Origin of the sequence: Providencia sp. PROV109 (assembly GCF_033681625.1) — a bacterium.
Lineage (GTDB): Bacteria > Pseudomonadota > Gammaproteobacteria > Enterobacterales > Enterobacteriaceae > Providencia > Providencia hangzhouensis.
In genome coordinates this window covers 83,777-102,028 of record NZ_CP096321.1, presented here as the reverse complement: position 1 = coordinate 102,028, position 18,252 = coordinate 83,777, and the positions used below count along the sequence as shown (strand labels likewise).

Genomic DNA, 18,252 nt, shown 5'->3' with positions numbered 1-18,252 from the left:
TTTGGTTGGTCTTTTAGAACCTTTGATTTGCTATGTTGTACCCCCTGACGGCAGTCAAATAGCTACCTGAACGGTCTCCAGCTTCCGTCGAGTTCTGCAATACGTTTACCAGCTTGTCCGTAAACTCTTCGTTTTGCTGAGAAAGAACAGGCTGACCTCCTTGCATCATCGGTGAGCCATCCGGGTTACGTTCTGCATACTCCATTTTCAGATTCTGAACAGCCTGGTTCATGCGACCTTCGTTTGTGTCAAACGATTCGGCATAAACAGCGGCTTGGGATTCAGTCAGCCCATAACGGCTTTGAGCGATAGACTGCATCGTTTCTTTGAACTCATCACCGTACTGGTTCATAAACTGCTGCGCGGCTCCACCACCAGCTTCTGCGGCAGAGGATAGCGCTGCTGCATAGAACGCGCCGCGTTCCTCAATGCTCATCCCTTTAGCGGCTTCCGATAGATCAGATTTACCAGTTAACCACTCCTTCGCTGCATCATAGCCGCTTGCAGCAGCTCCCATGACGTTGCGGCCAAGTTTAGCCATACCGACCATCGCATCACCGGCCCAGCCAAACTCCTCTTGCACGGCCTGGTCGCCGCGTTGAGTGGCCGCGATGAATTGGTCGCGTTGTTCAGGTGTCATCGTTCTCATTTGATCCATCGCTCTTGAGAACGCATCAGCGCCAGCTTGACCACCAGCAATGAGAGCTCCACCTGCTTGTTCAGCTCTGCGGCCCATCCAATCACTGGAGTTGTCCCACGCTCCCCACGCCGAAGCGCTCCAAGACATTTCCGGAAGCGAGTTCATAAGGTTATCTTGGGCTTTTTTCAGTTCAGGAGCAGATACATTTCGCTCTGTTTGCTGTGCTTGGTTATGAAGAGCTGACGTACCGGCTGCATGTTCATTTTGAACAAGGGGGCTATTCGTTGGTAACTGCCCAGCTTCTGATGCCGGATTAGTTCCAGCCATCCCAGCCACATTCTCCCGGAATCCGGTTGGGATGTTAGGTCCACTGCCTACAGCCCCTTGAACCTGACCTGGTAGGCCTTGAACATTCGGGCCTTCAATGCCGTTATTTCCGTAAGCATCACCACTAAATGCTCCGTTGCGACCGGACGCGGTATTGATCGCCTGTAGTGCGGCTTGATACCCGCCAAGCTCCTTACCCTGTTCGTAATTTTTGGAGTTGGTCATTGCTGTCATTCGCGCTGCTGCCTGGGCCACTTGAGGAGACATTCCGTAGGCTTGGTATCTTTGCTGTAGTGAAGCCGCCTCGTCTTTAACCGATTGCGGCGCGGCATTTCGGAAATAGTCATTCAGTTGGTTCATGGCCGCAGGGGTTTGTGCTACTGCACCACCGAGAGTTTTAAAGTCGGTATTAGTCATGGAGCCCATTTGGTTTTGGAGCTGACTCATTGTTGTGAAGGTGTCCGATGCAGACACCAGTTCCGAAGCGGACTTGGATAGGTTCTGGGATAAGCTATCGCCCCAGGTTTGCTTGAATGACTCGCTTCCAGAACGGCTGAAACCCTGCGCTAATTGATTTGTCAACGCCTGGCTATCGGTTTGCGAATAGCTCACACCCTTCATGAACTGGGACACATCACTCGCTGACCAGCTTGAAGAGTCTTGAGTTGATGACTCTGTTGCTCCCTTCGCTTGCGCTTTGATGTCCAGGACATCACTGCCGCCGCCTGATTCGCCATTACCACCAGCAGGAACTAGGGCTGTACTGTTTGATTTCACACCAGCAGCGGCCTTCATTGCTGCCCTGGCCTTGCCAACCATAGGCATAAGCATGGACGCAGCTTCGTCAACATCGAGTGTGCCCATAGCCTGCATGGCAAAAGCACCTTTGACAGCATCAGAGTGGCTATCATCCACCTGGAACTTATCCATGAAGTTCTTGGCTTGCTGGTTGATCAATTGGCTTTGAGCTGTGTTTTGCGACGAAACGTTGCGCCCGACATTGGAGAGTCTTGAATAGGCTTGATCCTGACTTACTCCATCAGAAAAACCTCGACCAAGAGTGCTTTGGAAAGCCTCCGATTTCTGACTTTGTAATGCCTGTGCGGAGCTCACGCCTGATGCTAAGGTGGAGCCAAGCGAGAAGGTACTGATCATGCTTTCTGCGCCGTTTGCAATCGCACCACTGAACTGGTTGTGATTGTACGCTGGCTGACTTTGCATAACCGGACCTTGCTTGAGTAGATCTGGCGTTTGCATCTTTTCGTCAACGTGGTCAGAACCACTTATTCTCGATGCCAAGCTGGTGAAGGCGTAGGTGCTACCTGTGACGATAAACAGGGAAATCACCGGAGTGGCCGCAGCCAACATGCCGCCGGTTGCAATCCAGTGTTGCAGAACATCTCCAGTTGAGGAAAGAGCGTACATGGAGTTGAGACCACCAGCACTGAGGCTAGACATCTCATTTGACGCGGCGGTATGAACAAACAGGTTTATAATTGAGAGGACTGGCATCCATAGCTGAATCCAGAGGATGGTTTGTACATATTTCCCGGCTAACTGGAGGCCGAAGCTGCCCATCACGATAATAAAAGCAATGATCGGGGTTATAGCATAAATAAAGCCTTCAAAGAACGTCAGCATTGGTCGGACGACGGTCATGAACATCGACTGCTCTGCGGCCCACTGTGTGTTCCGTTGCTGAATAGCCTGGTTGACCATCAATGCAGAGCCATAATCCTGGAGGTCCTGATAACGTCCTGCTGCGGCTTCATAATAGAGGGGCTCCAGAACGGCGGCTTTCAGATAGTCGATTGATGACGTAGTTGTGGCACCCATCGCTTGAAGCGAATCGGTCAGCTTCGTTAGAGCGTTGTCTCCAGTTGACGTGTCAATACCCAGTAGGCTGTTAAGAGCATCAACAACAACCGGGCTGCTTAGGTTGGCGGTTGCAGTGCTAATAGCCACCCATCCGTCAGTACATGTGTAGTCAGCGCCGTCAGGGTTTGCTGTAGACAAATACAACCTAGTTCCGTAGAGCTGTGAGTTGAATCGCAAAGCTGAGTCAGTTGAACGGTTCATCAACTCATCAAGGGACATTAGGTTGAGATCGACTTTGGTTAACGTGCATTCCCGAATGTAATTGTTCCAGGAACGCCTCACGTCAACATAGCCGCCTCCATTTGCTGAGTTAAGCGCAGTAAAAACTCCTGTGTCATAGGCTCGCCGTCTGACGTCATTCAACAGTTTCAGTGTTTCGGAAAAGTGGCTTTCCGTGACATTGGGTACGATTACCCCATATCCAGTTTCAAACAAATTGGTGATGGTGTATCCCACGTTGGATATGACACCTCCAGCAAAGCCTACCCCAATAGGGACATTGGCGACGACTCGAACCTGCCCTGTATAAGCGTCCTCGATAGTCACAGTTGTGGTTGGGCCGAAGAAACAGGCATATAGAATCCAACCTACCAGCACTTGCTGGAGGTTGATTTGCTTTGCGCCCTGAAAGACGGACTGAATACAGATCATCAAGACCCCAAGAAGCAGGCCAATACTGACCATCTTCTCGAAATCCCCGGTGCCGGTGATCATTGATACTGCAATCAGGATTTGCTCCAGAAAAGCAGAGTCACCGATAGAGTGGATTGAAAAAGATCCCATTCCAATAGCTCCTTAGTTCGTGCTAGGAGGATTGGACAAAGTTGCCAGCATGTATTTTTGCTTGCGGATGTTGTCCAGTAGGTTGTTGTATTTCTCAATTTGGCTTGCCAGATCGCCGTATTGAGAGGACAGGATTGTGTATTCAGCACGGATTTGCTGTTGCGATTGCGCGAGAAGCTCTAGTGCCTCTTTCTTGTAGGGTGATTTGCTGTTAGCCATCGCAATGCGAGCTGCGCGGAAGAACTCTTCCGAGAAGCTATACATCATGGTCAGGGCTATCGCTCCTGATGACTCTGTTGCGAACAGGTTAGCGCCGTCCTGTGAAAGGACAGACAAGTTACGAACAATGGTGCCAATCCCTCCGGGGAGGTTAGAAACAAAGGCCTTTTCTGGGTCGGTTAAGGTTCCAGAGTTCGTTGCGTATTTGTAGATCACACCAGGTGTAGAGCTTGTTCCTAACAGCATATCGGTGATCTGGTTCTTGATACCTTTGAGCACGACAGTTTTATTGCTGGAGCCAGCACTCAGGCAGTTGGTCGTATCAGAATCACAGGAATAGATCTCAACAGAACCGCCTGAAATCAGGTCTGACAAGGTGATCTTGTTACCTGGTAGGGTCGTCAGAGGGGTTGTTTTCGCACCAGTGCCGGTTGAGTTCGGGTCGTTTACCAGATCACCAATGATGACTGTGCCGGTTAAAGACATGATCGCTTCAAGAAGGGTGTTATCCCCGTACTGGAACCAGGTGTTGGCGTTGTTGCTCTTGAGTTGCTTCCAGACGATGTTGCCAATCATCTTGTTGTATTCGTCAGGTTTGTTGGCTTTCAGTTCTTCCAGAGGACTCTTGCCGCTGGTTTCCTGCTTGGACCCGAAGAAGTCTTCATACAGGCCGGAAGTTGTCGCGGTTATAGAAGCATCAGTTTTGTGTTTAAGGTCCATGCCGCTGGTTAGGTCGTTCACGAAACCTTGAGCGAGCTGGCAGGAGTTGCCCAGATGTTGGTTGAGCGCTTGCACTTTCTTCTGGAAGTTCTCTATCCACTTCGCTCCGTCCGGGAAAACGTTATCGAGCGCAAGCTGGAAGGCATAGCCCTTGGCGTTGGCTGCTACAGCCCGAAGGAGTTGGACAATTTGATCCGCGTTAATGAAGGAAAGCGAACCGCCGAACAGATCTACACCACCGCAACCAGCTTTCCATGATGGAGGGGCAAAGCTCACCAGGTTCTCGTCGAAGATTCGTGTCTTTGCAGTGAACCGGCCACCAGCTAAAACGCCACGTCGTTGGCTTTCATAAACCCCAGGTGGTGTTGTGTTGCTCATTTCATTGAAGAGTTTGTCCATCTGTGATTGGAGGCCGTTAGCGGCTATCGCCCCTGTCGGTGCCATGACGAGACTGGCCGCCACACTCAGGGCAAGCAGGCTCCTTTTTAATGTCTTGTGCGTGACCATCTTAGTTCTCCTGTAATTTGTCCCGGATGTACTTCATGAGTTGTTCCGGTGGCACAAAGTTGTCTTTATCGCCGCTCGCTTGAGATAGTTGTTTGAGGTCAGAGCCCAGCTCTGGTGAGGCCAAGCGTTCGGCTATGTTGTTTTCTAGGTTGAGTACCGGACGTGTACGGTTAAACTCTTCGTCTGTGACCCAACCATTGCGTTTTGCTGCGACCAAAATCCTGTGATTCAGCTCAGGAAGAGACATTGGCCCTTGTCCTATAGGAGCGAACTGACCGTCTGGAGATGCGAGGTAAACAGCAGGGAAAGTTACGATACCAAGTTGTTTGGCATGGCCTTCATCGGTTTTGTAATGGGGGAAAAGCCCACTGGGGAGTGGTTTGCCGTCCATAGATACAGGAATGATCGAGAATCCTTCTCCTTGTTCCAACATCTTGATGAGCGGTGCTTGCAAGTCACTGTAGTCATCGTCGGACTTGTAGAAGAAGAATATCCCTACGCGTTCGGCTACGCTTTTGAGTAGCATGTTTTTGGCGTTACCAGCGTCACGATCAACTTGTTGTGAGGCAAACGTGGCAGCAGGACGTCGAGTAATTTCATCCAAGAAAGGATCACCTACGACCGCCAGCTCTGTAGCATCGGAAAATTGTTCAGAGCGATCTATCGCAAATCGTTGCAAGTAGAGAAACGTCCTGACGTTTTCAACGGTAGGATTGTTCCAAGCAAGGTCTTTGTACTTGGGTAAGTTTTCCCGGAACCATTCCGCTGAGAACATTTCTGGGCCGCTCGGAAGCGGAGCAGCAGGCTTAGGCTGTGTAGGCTTCGCTTCTGCCACAGGCTTTGGTTTGGGCTTTTCGGGTTTTTTCTCTGGTTCTTTGGGCTCTTCCTTGTACCAGAACCAACCCTCTTCCTTTCGCTCATAAAAACCAGGTCTTGTGCCATCTTGAGCCCAAGCCTGGTGTGATGCCCCCAGCGTGAGCGCTGCAAGGAGCAGTAAATTCAAAGGTGATTTTTTCATAGTCTCACGCACGTATTTTCCCATGCTCGATATGGTAGAGGTGGGAGGCGTGAAATTAGGCAGGTGTAAGCGCCCATTTAGGGCGCTTAGAGCGTTTTATTTGTCAACTTTCACATGTGAAAGAATTGACCAAACTATTTGGTCGTGTCCTCTTCAACTTCTGTCGCTTCTGCGGCCATCTTCATCTGCTTCTCGACCATGCGTTTTTGGGTGATGTAGCGGATAACCATCTCGACAGCGCTGTTCAACGCAAGGATTCGCATCGCTCTGGTGGATGCAACGTAGAGCAGGTTTATTTCATCGTCACGGGCCATTGGGTCGAGCTCTGGGTCCAGGACATCCGGAAAGTCGTCATAGAGCTGAACAAAGTCCCACTCCAACCCTTTGCACCGATGAGCTGTTGAGACCGTAATGTCAGCCCCAAACTCTTCTTTGACTGTATTGCGTCGTAGAGTGGTGAGTCGTTCAGGGATTTCATCGTAGCTGTTGATGATCTTGACAGCCCTCATCATCTCAGGGTCTTTGGTCGCCTTCGCTACTTCTTGATACTCGAAGTAGTCTTCATACTCATCAAGCAGTTTCTTATTCTTTACCCGGTCTGGCTCTGCCATCGAAAACCAGTACAAATCCTGGAGCTCATTGATCTGGTAAGCGTCGATTCCACCGACCCAGAATACCTGCGCTCCGGATTCGGTCGCAGAGAGCGCCGTCTCTATAACCCCCATGACGGTTCGGTGAAGTATTGCGCGGTGGCCCACGTCACCTGGTAAAAACATGAGTACCTGATCTGCTGGTCCCCGGCCAACAACAGGTCGTGTTTCACCTTTGAGTTCAAGAAGGGCGTTTGCCACCAGCGAAACGTTGGGGCCAAAGCGGAAGCTATGAGTGAGATAGAGTTGGTCGGCGTTCATGAGCTCTTTGCTATCAAGGGCGTTGTTTGCGCCTCTGAACCTATAGATCTGCTGGTGGCGATCTCCAACCAGGATTACCTTGCAGTTCTGCTGTAGGACGATGCTACTTGTTACGGGGTTAGCGTCTTGTGCCTCATCAAAAAGAATGGTGGTGTACCGGCGAGACAGATTCGGCATCCCGAGCTGATACTGTTTGAGGTAGCAATCGTGTACGGTCGGGAACGGATCTTGAACGTTTGTCATCCGTTTCCATATGAGCTCAGCACCTTCGACCACCTGGATTTGGTATCTCTCCTGTTTGGACGTAAGCACTTTACCCGTATCGGCGCGAGCAAAATGCGTATAAAGAATCCGCATGTCTGCACTACACATAAAGGCGTTGAGCGTATCGAGAATATCTTTGGCAAACGTCCAGTTCTTGGTATTCACCGCTTGGGCAATATCGGTGAGCCTTAGGTTGCCGGAGAGTTTGTGCTGGTAGCCCCTTCCTATAGTGGCGTAGGCAAGCTGGTGGGACGTTTTGCAGTCTACGTTTGCAGGAAACTTTTCTCTTGCCTCGTCGCGGATAGCCCTGTTGTATGCCAAGTAGAGGATACGTGAATCGAGGTTGTTGTGGGCGTACTTCACCAGTGTCGTGGTTTTACCCGTTCCAGCGTAGGCCTTAACGACAAGGCGAGGCCCTTTGTACTGAGTGATCAGTGATTGTTCTGGTGTGTCAGGAGGAAGTTGTTTCATGAGGCCCCCTACGACAAACACATCTGGAGAGTGATGCGCTTCTTTTGTGTCGAGAGGAACGTACTGATCCGCTTTTCTTCTCGGGGGAGGGATACTTCACAATCCAGATCTGTCCACCAGTCTGGGGCTTTACCTTGAGCCACCTCCGTAACCCAACTATGGAGACGGTGTAACCAGCGATAGTCGCCAATAGATGAGGTGGCTAGTGTCATAGCCTCCTCAATCTTGGTTTGAAGAGCCGCAGCTCTGTGTCGCCACTCTTCTGAATATTTAGCCTTTCGCGCCATCAGTTTTCCTCTTTCTTTTTCCCTCCCTTACCAGCTTTAGCGAGCTCTTGCTCCAACCCAGAAATTTTGGTCAGTGCATCATTGAGTCTTTGTTCGAGGCTCTTGGCCTGCTGGTCTTTTTCCTGCAACTGACCAGCCATCATGCCTTTGTCTTGAACAAGAGCGCGAGCTTCTGCTTCGGCGCTGGATAATTTGGCGTCCAGCTTTTCTACCTCTCCAGATAGGCGCTGGCACTCTCGTTCAGCGGATTCGCCATGAGCTTTGGCTGTGGCAAGGGAGTCCTGTGATTGGGCCAGTTTGGCCTGTACATTTTCGAGCTGCTCTTTCAACGATGTTTTTTGTTCCTGAGCGGCCCGGAGCTTTTCTGTCTGCTCTATACTCTTGCCTTTTTGCTCCTCCAACTCACCCTCTGTAGTTGCCAATTTTTGGCTCAAAGAGCGATTTTCGCTTTTAGCTTGCTCCAGGTGATCCTGTGCTCGGGTCAGATCTGCGGCTTTCGCCTCCAGCTTGCCCTCCAACTCAACGATCCGCTTTTCCAGCTTATCAATGTCAGCCAGTGAGCGTTCTAGCTCCGCAGACTTGAGGGATAGCGAGTTTTCTGCCTTACCAAGGGCCGCATCGAGCTCTGATTTTTTGTTGGTGAGAGCTTCAAGTTGTTCTTCCAGTAGCTCAGCCCGTTCGGTGGCATCATTTGCCATGTCCACGGCTTGCTGCATATCTTCCTGGTACTCAATTTCTTTCTGTCGTAGCAGTTCACGCTCGCGCTCAAGCTGTTCATCGGCGCTTGCTTTGGCTACCGTATAGATCTTCTGTAGGAAGAGCTCAGCATCGCTCATAACCGATTCTGGAAGGACTACCTCTACCAGCTCTTCATCGAGGGAGTGTTCCTCTGACCACTGTTTGAGATACGTTGAAATGGTGGTAAAGCTCCCCTTGCCAATGATGTCTCTGATAGCGATGACCGTTGGGCGTTTACCGGCGTCCTTGAGCTTTTGGGCCGCAGCCGCTACATCGTCAAACTCAACCAATTTTCTTGCCATGAGAACGTTCCTTTTAATTTGTAATGTTTACGATAATTACGATAATACGGTAATTATCATAATTATATATCATGCTGCTGTCGATTGGAATTGTTTGTGTGGGACAAAGCCCTTCCGGCTGCGGAAAAGCCTTGTTACGCGGTCACGCTGATTCATCCAGGGAAGGATTCGATAGTGACTCCACCGAAGGTGCCAAGGATTTCCGATGCCGCTTTATCAGATCGAGTTTTGCGTTGTTCTGAGGCGTCAAAGTTACGAAGCAATTTGAGCTGAACATCCTTATCCTGGAGCACGATCAGGGGCATTGGCGCGGTAACGGTTTTGAGTACCCCTGCGGCCATGACGTTTGCCACCGGTTGAACCTTTACTTCCCTTCGCTCCCGGAGATAAGGCTCCGGGGTGCTGGCGATCTTCTGGATAAGCTGCTCCAGGGGAAGTTGATAGTCTGGCCCAGATCGCTCCAGCTCCTCTCTGATGCGTTGCAAAAGCTCCTCTTTTACGGGCTTCTTCAAAGAGTCCTTCCGTTGCCAGGTGAAGCGGATAGAGTCGATGTCGCCATTGGTATAGCACCGAATTTGTCTGTAAAGGTGGAGAGTCATGACACCAGGGCAGTCCGCTCGAAGTGCTTCAAACCTCTCTTGCCTGGTGGGGTACGTCGAGATAATGAACTCCTCGATACCAGCTTTGGCCGCGTTGATGCGTTCAACCGTCGCCGCAATTTCGTCAGCTACACCAATCCTGGAAGGGGAGAACCAGAGTACCCCCACGGTGCGCCTGGCAGACTTCTGCGAATAGTCTGGGTTGATGTGAAGATCTCTGTAGCTGTGCGCTGCCAGCTCAAGAGCTTCGCGCCCAGTTTGTTCAGTTACGACAATCTTGTTGACGGGCTCGTTCTCCATTCCTTTTCCGGTAGGAGGGATGGCCGCAACTTTTGCGTACCGTGGCGGTAGTCGTTTGATAAGAGAGGACAGGTTCGTTAAGTCGCGGCACATGGCCGAGAATTGTTCTGATATGAAGTTTTTAGCCATGCTGCCGCCTATGTGTGGGTTTGTTCTAACAGTTCATTGGTTACATAGTAGACAGATTTAGACCATCATGCAATGAGGGGGAGAGGCAAGAATACGCCTCCGCTTCGCGTCGGCGGGTGCCCTGTTTGACCTTCGTGTGTGAGATTAGATTGAGAAAGAGAGAGAAAAAGAGAGAAAGAAGAAAAGCGCGGGGCAAGCCAGAAATGTGGCTGAGGGGGACTGCTGGGGTGGGGCTGGCACCCTCTATACCCCACTTTGCATGATGGTCTAACTTTGTGGTTATAGGACGACTTTTAGGGTGCCTAGATTTGCTCGATTAGGACAAATTTCGGTCCATCCACGCTGATTGGCGTAGCAGCGCGATGGCATCAGAAGGGGTAACTTTCCATGCGTTGGAAAGCTGGCGAACTGCGAAGACTGCGAGCTCCATTCGGTCGTCATCATTGATGAAATTCTGGAGCTGGTTTCCTCGCTCACTAAGGATGATCGCAACACCGGCCTTGCCGTTGTTGTAAACCGCAAAGCTCTTATTCTTCGCGTCGCCGTGATAGGAACCCTCAGCCTTGCTACGCAAACCAAAGAGAACGCTGCAAAACGCCGTCAGTTCGCCGCGAGTGAGCTGCACCGTGATCTTGCTTTTCCAGTCTGGGCTGGACCCCGATGCCCTGATCGGCGCAATCTCGATGCTGACCGTAGGATATTCACCTCTGGTTAGCGTGTGTTGCACATTCAGGCCGGTGCGTTTCGCGGGGTCCTTCTGCCAGTCTGAGAAAAATTTGAGGCTTTCGCCGTAGGATTGTTCTGTCATTCCAAATTACCTTTGCTTTGAAGCTCCTGGAGCTGGACCATGAGGTCACGTTGGACTTTGGCTATCTCTGTCACCAAGTCGGCGGTGGCAATAGCGTCGGTCGCTGCTGAATGGGCTCGACCTTTCCAGCTCACACCTGCCTCGCAGGTGGCATCCGCAAGTGAGATTGTGCCGTGCCGGTTGGTTGAGCCAAAGGCATCAGCCGCCAGCTTCATCGCGCACAGACAGTTCTGCTCTTGCCACCAAGAGAGTTGGTCTCCAAATGCACTGGCTGTTTGCCTCAACATCCTACTGTCGAAACTGGAGTTAAATATCACCAGATGACGGCCCGACAAAAGCCGGGCGAGAGCTGGCGCAACTTGAGTCCACGTAGGCTCATTCGACAGCTCAGTCTCGGTGATGCCATGAACACCCATTGCCTGAGGGTCTATTTCCACGGTTGGCCGTAATCTGGTGCAGAGGAGAACCGCGCCTCTGATGTCAGTAACAGCCAGCTCGATCACCTGGTCTCTTTCACCAAGTCCGGTCGTCTCGGTATCGAGAACCAGAGGTTCCAGAGCGACCCACCTTTGTGCCATGACAGAGGCCTTTGCCAGGTTGCTACGCATTCTTGCCTTGACCGAAAGGATGGATTGCGCCCTTATTTGCTTTTGTGATGCCGGTGAACAACCCCTTCTCCGCATTGGTTGGCAATCTGCTATCCGGTACACTCCAAATTGGCCACCATACCCGTTTTTGTAGAACGAAACTGGCTCTACTCCTGGCTTAGGCTTCATCCGAAATTCGTCCCTGAGCCGTCCTTTTGAAAAGCACCTATCGGCTTTCATGGCTTCGGCTCTGGCAAGTTCGAGTTCTTCATCATTCATGCTGTTAATCCGCTATATCGAGGCGTTGGCTCGCTCTCTTCAAACGCTCATCGCCGCGTCTGTCATATTTCTGGGTAGTTGCAATGCTTGAGTGGCCCATTGCGTCCTTCACGGTCACAATATCCTCACCGTTATCCAGCATCGAGGAGGCAAAGGTGCGTCGCAGGTCATGGGGCGCAAACATCTCCAGACCGGCTTCAACTCTTCTGGTCTCCAAGATGTGGTAGATGGCCTGATCCGACATCCGCTCTCCAGTCACATCATCAAACCGCCTGATCCTCGGGAATAAAGGCCCTTCATGCGTTCCTCGAACCTCTTCAACCCACTTATCCAGTCTTTTCCATGCGCCACCAGGCACATACGCCATTCTCTCTTTGTTGCCCTTGCCAAGAACCTTGAGAGCGCGGTCCTTGTAGATCATGCTTCCCATGTCCAGCGCAACGATTTCCGAGCGGCGCAAGCCACACCCGAGGAGCACCCCGAGAATGGCCGCATCCCGAAGCCCTTTGGCGCTTGAATCACTTTCACATGTGAAAAAGAGGCTGCGAATCTCATGGCGTTCAAGTGCCCGCCCTTTAGGAAGTCGAGATCCACGTACTGAACGGACTTGCTTAATGTGCTGGAAGCTATCCGTATCAATTTGCTTCATCGTCCAGGCTTCAAGAGCCACCCCTTTGAGCGCTGACAGGTAGGTGTTGATCGTTGCCGGAGCCTTCCCTGCATCCCCCAGCATTTCCAGCACCGCCAATATGTGGTGCCGCCTCATTGAGCTCCATGCACAGTCACGAAGGTTCTGAAACCCGATCATCTTGGCGACAATGTTGAGGAATGAGCTCATGGTCTGCCTGCTTCGCTTTGACCCGAGGCTCACCAGATAGGCGACGGCGGGGTTGTCCTGGATGTTCCGGAGCGAGCTCGATGACGGCAACAGTTCACCGCGAATGCTTTGTTCTGCCGGAACATTTACTTTCGCATGTGAAACTAGCTCTTCCTTGTCATTGTTTGTGTCGTGCAAAGTCACCTCCTAAGCCCGACCGCAACGAGAAGAAAATCCCATATTTTGAGGTGAAGAGGTAGTTCCTCCTCCATATGTTGCGTTTCGTAGCTTTGCATCAGTGGTTCAAACTTGGTTGGATTGCACAGCAATTCGTAAACTGTTCGGTTGGGCTTGGTGATCGGCTTATTCGGAGTGAATCCATGTTTGTTCTGGAGGTACAGCGCTACCGCGCCACTTCTGGATTCTCCGTAATAGCAATGAACGAAGATCTGATCGATACCGCTACCAACCAATCCATCCAGGAAGGTGGACAGCTTTTCAGCCTGGGATGAGTCAATGTAAGAGGCGTAATTCATCCGGAACGCTGCCTTCATCGTGTGGATGGTGTTCTCAGAATAGCCGCCGTCATAGAAGCTATCGCGGTACAACTGCCCCCACTGTCCGAGAGCGGCAGGGGACTTGTCTGGGTCAGTTATGGAGATCATGGCCGCACCGGGAACCGGCTCCAGTCTTTCGGCCTCCGCTTGACTAATGAAAAAGACTTTTTTGCTAAGCATGCCCCATCATCCCCTTACAAGGATGTGTTGCGAGTAGCTCATGCGCCTGACTTTGCCCCTCTTGAGTATCTACAGGAGCGGTCGTATACACACCTCCATGCCGCAAGTCCACAATACTGGTCCGACAGCAAGAACCTACGTTCTGAACTTTATTGTCCGAATCCAAACCAGCAAAAGTATGGCACGGTCCAGGGAATGGTTTCCTGCAAATAGAGCAGCGCTCAAAGTTCTTATCGAGGATTCTCTTTAAAACTTTCTCAAATTTGTTTTTGTTTAACATCGAGTTCTCCACACAAAGTTACTGGCCGAGCATCCCAGCCAAGGTGGTCTGCTGGCCTTCGCTACAAGGTGCAAATCCGGCAAAAGCACCGGCATTAACCTTGAGCTCATCAAAGCGTCCATCGGTGTCCCGGTAGTACACCTTACGTTTTCCAATTCCACCTTCGAGGTTTGCGGCCAACCAGGCGATCACTGCATCAGCATCGTTCGTAACTGATGCTCCCTGATCCAGATCGATAAGTACCAGGTGGGTGTCCGTCTGGAGTGCCACTTCAAAGGTCGCTCTTACATCAAAAATCACTGGTCGCGCTCCTTGTAAAAAGTGGGCATTCAGCACCACCTATCCTATTCCAAAAACTCTACTTTTTCAAAGGTACATTTTAATAAGTAGAACAACAGCAAGAAGAACTTAAATTTATTTACCGTAATTAACATAATTACGGTAATACGGTAATACGGTAATTTTACAGATTTAGATGGAATGGTATAAGATGTCTCGCTGGAACATACTTGCTGAAAAAACGCTTAACAACGATAGTGAAAACATCATGTACAGGTGCGAGAGATAATATGTATAAGAGCCTTGAAGATCTGATGGCGGGTATTTACGAGATGGCAGCGCCAGATGGCATCATCTGTAACGAGGTTTCCAAATTCCTTGCGGCCAACCAGGTCAAGCCGGAAGACATAAGCTCTGGGATCTGGTTTTTCCTGTGGCTGAAATCAGCTCCCAAGGATGCGAAGCCAATCCAAAAAGAAATCCCCGGATTTGGAGTTGTTCTCAACATGCCGACTTATGGCGGAACGCTCAACGAAGCAATCACAGGGTTGATCGAGAACGAGTGCCGTCAAATAGAGCTCGCTGAGGGACATCCGAGCCTTGAGGCTTGGGTTGAATCAGTATTAGCCGGTCGAGATGACGGAGAGGAAAATGAAGCTGCGGCCAATATCGTGGATCTGCTTAATGGGTGTCACGACCTACTGGATACAGCAATAATCAATTACCTTTTTAAGGTGGGAAAAATCAACGAGCAAGAGATTTTGTCGCTCATCTATTATGGAGAGCTATGTGACCACTCTCTTGTCGGTACGCCTTTTTCAACGTTACATATCCCGAGTGAAAATAACGTCCACGAACGTAACATCATCCCCATTAAAAAAGGAGCCAGTTAGGCTCCTTTTTGTTACTCAGGGTTTGCTTTGAGAAACAACTTCATTCCAAGTATGCAGCACCTTCGATAGGTGCTGATGCTTTCTGGTGAAGTCCTTATCATCCAAGAGTGCTTTAAATGGCGCGTTCAGGTCACTGCATGTGACGTTCTTGCCGATCACAGACAGGGTATCCTGGAGTGATCCACCAGCAGCATCAAGCCCCATTCTATCGACGGTCTCACTACTCACCATTGCCTGGACAACATTGGTGAATGCCTTTGAGTTGAGCTGCTCAACGCTCAGGGCTGTATTGCATTTCTGCTCAACCGCTTGCTTGTACTGGATGGTGTACTTTGCAGTGATAGGTGACATGGTGTTCATCGCAAGTATGTATGCGTCTACCTCACTGGTCGGTAATGTCGCGGCGTAGACTGACGAGCATGATGCGGCTGCGGCCATTATCAAAGTTATTACCTTCTTATTCTTCATTTCTCTGAAATCCCCCTTTAAAATATGGAGCTACAACTCATTTGTACCAATCATAATACTATTGATTTCCAAAAGTATCTCTCTCTACTGACTCTATGATGGCTCGCCTTCCAAACACTTGGCCGCTGGCGTCGGTTAGCTAGACTAACACCAGCGTATTCAATGAATAACTAGCCAAAAACCTTTATCAATTCTTTAATTGTTCTGGCAGACTCCATTTCCTCCATAATCTTTTCAATTCCGACGCCGGAATCCAAATTACTTCTGTACTTTTTAGCCAAATCACAAAGTTCAGATTTTAACTCCTTGCAATCCAGATTAGAGATAAGAACAGCATTGAAATTAGCCTTAAACAGTCGAGAACCATACATCACAATTTCTACAGGCCAGTACCAGAATGGACTTAGCGGCTTGTAGCTCGCAACCTCGTCTATTTTGTAGTGACGACCTTCCGAATCATAAATGTCCATCAGCTCAAAATAACCGTTCCTCAAAGACTGAATAGTACATTTCCCGAACTCGGATTCTGATGCCACTACGAAGAGCGACCTTTTCTTGCTGCTCACAAGCAGCGCTGGAAATTCAATTTGCACAACCGCATCCCTCATCATTTATTGAATCAGCTAAACCACCACTAACAGGAGAGGCTTGAGCTACTTTTGCCCATTCAGGCGTCCCGTGCCACCAACGACCAAATGCGCTATATGGGGTAGGTCCATTGCCGTGAATGTTTTGGTGAATATCTCTTGGAATGGACTTCAAGTTCCAAGGATGGTTTTTTATTGAGTCAGGAACATATTTGCCAAACTTGCCATTTCTCTGAATAGCCCAATGGTGAAGCTCATTACCTCGTGGAACCCCTTGAACTTTCCTTACTCTGGGTGAGACATTGCTCCATTTTTGGCTTAATTTGAACCACGATTTACCGGAGCTGGCATGTCTGAAAACTCCTGACGCCCAGCCGCCACCTATAGCCCCAATCGCTCCGGCGATTCCAACTTTTGACCAACTAACACATTTCCAACTCCCATTATTTTCGATTAGTTGGCTAAGTAGCTCCAACCCAGCTCCAATACCTGCACCAACAAACGCAAATTCACCCGTCGGGTCGGTATTGGACATAGGGTTTCCATGCACATACCCGTAGGTGTTTACTCCATCGATCAGGCCAAGAGGGTCGCTGGTAATGTACCGCCCGGTCGCTGGGTCGTAGTAACGCCGCCAGTTGTAGTGGAACCCGGTCTCCGCGTCGTAATACTGTCCTGGGAATCGCAGGTTGAAGGTTGGCCCCTGGATGATGATGCTGGCCTTACCGAACGGGCTGTAGCTCGCCTTCCAAACGACTTGGCCGCTGACGTCGGTCAGTGCCTTCGGGGTGCCCAGGTGATCGACGTGGACTTGGTAGGTCTGTCCTGACTGAACAAAGCCCAAGGGTGTCCCATCGAGCCAGATGTACTCCGCCAGCACGTCTCCAGTGGCCGCGTCCAGCTCCTCGATGAGGTTTCCTGCCAGGTCGTAAACCAGCAGCCGGGTATGCCCGTTTAGGGTCTTGGTTACACGCTGATCCAGATGGTTGTATGTGTAGCTTACAGTCACTCCCGCGACCGTTGCGGCCACCAGCCGGTTCTGGCTGTCATAGGTGAAGGTATCCGCCCCCTGCTTCGTCAGGTTGCCATTGGCGTCATAGCTTCTGGAGGTTTGCCCGGCCTTCACCAACCAGTTGTTCATGTAGTTGATGGTGTAGCTTTGGCTCAGGCCATCGGTCGTGATCGAGGTCCTGTTGCCGGTGGCGTCATAGCCATAGCCCAAAACGCCATAGATCCCCTCAGCAGAGGTGATGCGGCCAACCGCGTCATAACCGAGTGACTGATTGACTGATGAGCTGAGATTGTCGTCTATGGCTGAAATCAACGAGTCTGGCGTGTACCGATAGACCAGCGAATGCACCCTAGCAGCGTCGATGCCGGTGACACGGTAATCGAGATCCAGAGTGCGGCTTTCTGAAATGCCGTTCCCTCTGACCATACTGGTGACGGGGCCAAAGGGCGCTCGCTCAATCTGGCTTGCCAGGTTTGTTGTGGTGCCTGCTTGTGTCGTTGTCACCTCGATGACGTCACCGGCTGAGTCACGGGTGTAGGAGACCTCACGGCCACTGGGATACGTGATCTTCGTGACGAGGCCTGCACCATCGTATTGGTACTGGGTAGTCAGGCTCTGCCCGTGGGTTTCCCAGGTTTCGTAAGCCAGCCATCCTTCGGGGGTGTAGCCAAATCTCCGGACACCGTTGCCATCATCGACTGAGGTCAAGCGGCCTATGCCGTATGGTGAGGTTGCTTCGTCGTACCCGTACAGAATTGGCGATTCGCCAGCGACATCGCTGGAGGTTTCGATGATCCGGTTCAGCGCGTCATAGCTGTAGCTTGTGGTTTGCCCCTTGGCCGTTTTGCGCGTTGCCACGTTACCGGCTTCGTCATAGGTAATGTCGGTGGTGCCGGTGTCCGGGCTCCGGACCTGGGTCACTTCGCCAAAGCCGTTGTAGCTGTAGTAGGTCAGGCGCGAACGAGGGTCGGAGACACGGTAAACATCGCCGGTATCCTTGTAGAGCACCTGCGTGACCTTCCCGAGGGGATCGGTCGTTTGTGTCCGGTGATGGAAGCCGTCGTACTTGTAGGAGTGTGTGTTACCAGAGGGACTGGTCTCCTGTATCAGGTTTGCCACCACATCGTAGGAAAACGATGACTGATTGCTATAGGCGTCGGAGACACTGGAGAGCCAGCCGATTTCGTTGAAGATCCGGCGCTCTATCCAACGGGTCTGGCCCAGCGCATCGAGCAGTCGCTCTTCTACTGGGTTCCCGAGGTCATTGAGCTCAAGCTCGCGCCGGTTGCCCTGTGCATCTGTTTCCGCCACCAGCCGATGTGCAGCGTCGTACTCATAGCTGACGGTTGCACCATTTGGCTTGGTCAGCGAACTCAGGAGGCCCACAGCATCATAGTTGTAGACCGTGGTTC

15 protein-coding genes are annotated in these 18,252 nt (G+C 50.9%); 1 reads left to right on the top strand and 14 read right to left on the bottom strand.

Annotated features, from left to right (window positions below):
* Positions 1–13: 13 nt before the first annotated feature.
* The 11 genes from M1F25_RS22120 to M1F25_RS22070 form a co-directional block, all read right to left on the bottom strand.
* Positions 14–3,628 (bottom strand): conjugal transfer protein TraG N-terminal domain-containing protein, encoded by a 3,615-nt coding sequence (locus M1F25_RS22120; RefSeq protein WP_000534551.1) that lies wholly within the window; start codon positions 3,626–3,628, stop codon positions 14–16.
* Positions 3,629–3,640: 12 nt separating this feature from the next.
* Positions 3,641–5,074 (bottom strand): conjugal transfer protein TraH, encoded by a 1,434-nt coding sequence (locus M1F25_RS22115; RefSeq protein WP_000256129.1) that lies wholly within the window; start codon positions 5,072–5,074, stop codon positions 3,641–3,643.
* Between the two features lies 1 nt (position 5,075).
* A complete protein-coding gene (gene traF, locus M1F25_RS22110) occupies positions 5,076–6,116 on the bottom strand; it encodes a conjugal transfer protein TraF (RefSeq protein WP_001326396.1) in 1,041 nt (346 codons plus the stop codon).
* Positions 6,117–6,226: 110 nt separating this feature from the next.
* The gene (locus M1F25_RS22105) at positions 6,227–7,738 is read right to left on the bottom strand and encodes a UvrD-helicase domain-containing protein (protein WP_000811656.1); all 1,512 of its coding nucleotides are present in this window, start codon (positions 7,736–7,738) and stop codon (positions 6,227–6,229) included.
* 286 nt (positions 7,739–8,024) lie between these two features.
* Entirely contained in the window at positions 8,025–9,065 is a 1,041-nt protein-coding gene (locus M1F25_RS22100) for a DNA-binding protein (RefSeq protein ID WP_000101568.1), read from the bottom strand.
* Positions 9,066–9,217: 152 nt separating this feature from the next.
* The gene (locus tag M1F25_RS22095) at positions 9,218–10,093 is read right to left on the bottom strand and encodes a DNA replication terminus site-binding protein (protein WP_001097010.1); all 876 of its coding nucleotides are present in this window, start codon (positions 10,091–10,093) and stop codon (positions 9,218–9,220) included.
* Between the two features lie 316 nt (positions 10,094–10,409).
* Complete coding sequence (locus M1F25_RS22090; RefSeq protein WP_000139717.1) at positions 10,410–10,901, bottom strand: hypothetical protein; 492 nt, start codon at positions 10,899–10,901, stop codon at positions 10,410–10,412.
* Positions 10,898–11,767, bottom strand: coding sequence for a 3'-5' exonuclease (locus M1F25_RS22085; protein ID WP_004201184.1), 870 nt, complete (start codon positions 11,765–11,767; stop codon positions 10,898–10,900). The genes M1F25_RS22090 and M1F25_RS22085 overlap by 4 nt, the downstream gene beginning before the upstream one ends.
* A gap of 4 nt (positions 11,768–11,771) precedes the next feature.
* Positions 11,772–12,782 (bottom strand): tyrosine-type recombinase/integrase, encoded by a 1,011-nt coding sequence (locus tag M1F25_RS22080; protein WP_000543934.1) that lies wholly within the window; start codon positions 12,780–12,782, stop codon positions 11,772–11,774.
* A gap of 2 nt (positions 12,783–12,784) precedes the next feature.
* Positions 12,785–13,321, bottom strand: a complete 537-nt coding sequence (locus M1F25_RS22075) for a hypothetical protein (RefSeq protein ID WP_000949433.1) — start codon at positions 13,319–13,321, stop codon at positions 12,785–12,787.
* Positions 13,322–13,619: 298 nt separating this feature from the next.
* A complete protein-coding gene (locus M1F25_RS22070) occupies positions 13,620–13,901 on the bottom strand; it encodes a hypothetical protein (protein ID WP_000575657.1) in 282 nt (93 codons plus the stop codon).
* Positions 13,902–14,170: 269 nt separating this feature from the next.
* Between M1F25_RS22070 and M1F25_RS22065 the strand changes: the two genes are divergently transcribed.
* Positions 14,171–14,773, top strand: coding sequence for a hypothetical protein (locus M1F25_RS22065; RefSeq protein WP_000278322.1), 603 nt, complete (start codon positions 14,171–14,173; stop codon positions 14,771–14,773).
* Between the two features lie 15 nt (positions 14,774–14,788).
* On the opposite strand, the gene M1F25_RS22060 is transcribed toward M1F25_RS22065, so the two are convergent.
* From M1F25_RS22060 to M1F25_RS22050, 3 genes are all read right to left on the bottom strand, one after another.
* Positions 14,789–15,241, bottom strand: coding sequence for a hypothetical protein (locus tag M1F25_RS22060; protein WP_000791469.1), 453 nt, complete (start codon positions 15,239–15,241; stop codon positions 14,789–14,791).
* Positions 15,242–15,411: 170 nt separating this feature from the next.
* Complete coding sequence (locus M1F25_RS22055) at positions 15,412–15,834, bottom strand: hypothetical protein (protein WP_001165345.1); 423 nt, start codon at positions 15,832–15,834, stop codon at positions 15,412–15,414.
* Positions 15,824–18,226, bottom strand: coding sequence for an RHS repeat-associated core domain-containing protein (locus M1F25_RS22050; protein ID WP_004201181.1), 2,403 nt, complete (start codon positions 18,224–18,226; stop codon positions 15,824–15,826). The genes M1F25_RS22055 and M1F25_RS22050 overlap by 11 nt, the downstream gene beginning before the upstream one ends.
* Positions 18,227–18,252 lie beyond the last annotated feature (26 nt).

Coding starts and splice junctions, on each gene's coding strand:
- M1F25_RS22120 (WP_000534551.1), bottom strand. CDS start 3,628: ATGGGATCTTTTTCAATCCACTCTATCGGTGACTCTGCTTTTCTGGAG.
- M1F25_RS22115 (WP_000256129.1), bottom strand. CDS start 5,074: ATGGTCACGCACAAGACATTAAAAAGGAGCCTGCTTGCCCTGAGTGTG.
- traF (WP_001326396.1), bottom strand. CDS start 6,116: ATGGGAAAATACGTGCGTGAGACTATGAAAAAATCACCTTTGAATTTA.
- M1F25_RS22105 (WP_000811656.1), bottom strand. CDS start 7,738: ATGAAACAACTTCCTCCTGACACACCAGAACAATCACTGATCACTCAG.
- M1F25_RS22100 (WP_000101568.1), bottom strand. CDS start 9,065: ATGGCAAGAAAATTGGTTGAGTTTGACGATGTAGCGGCTGCGGCCCAA.
- M1F25_RS22095 (WP_001097010.1), bottom strand. CDS start 10,093: ATGGCTAAAAACTTCATATCAGAACAATTCTCGGCCATGTGCCGCGAC.
- M1F25_RS22090 (WP_000139717.1), bottom strand. CDS start 10,901: ATGACAGAACAATCCTACGGCGAAAGCCTCAAATTTTTCTCAGACTGG.
- M1F25_RS22085 (WP_004201184.1), bottom strand. CDS start 11,767: ATGAATGATGAAGAACTCGAACTTGCCAGAGCCGAAGCCATGAAAGCC.
- M1F25_RS22075 (WP_000949433.1), bottom strand. CDS start 13,321: ATGCTTAGCAAAAAAGTCTTTTTCATTAGTCAAGCGGAGGCCGAAAGA.
- M1F25_RS22065 (WP_000278322.1), top strand. CDS start 14,171: ATGTATAAGAGCCTTGAAGATCTGATGGCGGGTATTTACGAGATGGCA.
- M1F25_RS22060 (WP_000791469.1), bottom strand. CDS start 15,241: ATGAAGAATAAGAAGGTAATAACTTTGATAATGGCCGCAGCCGCATCA.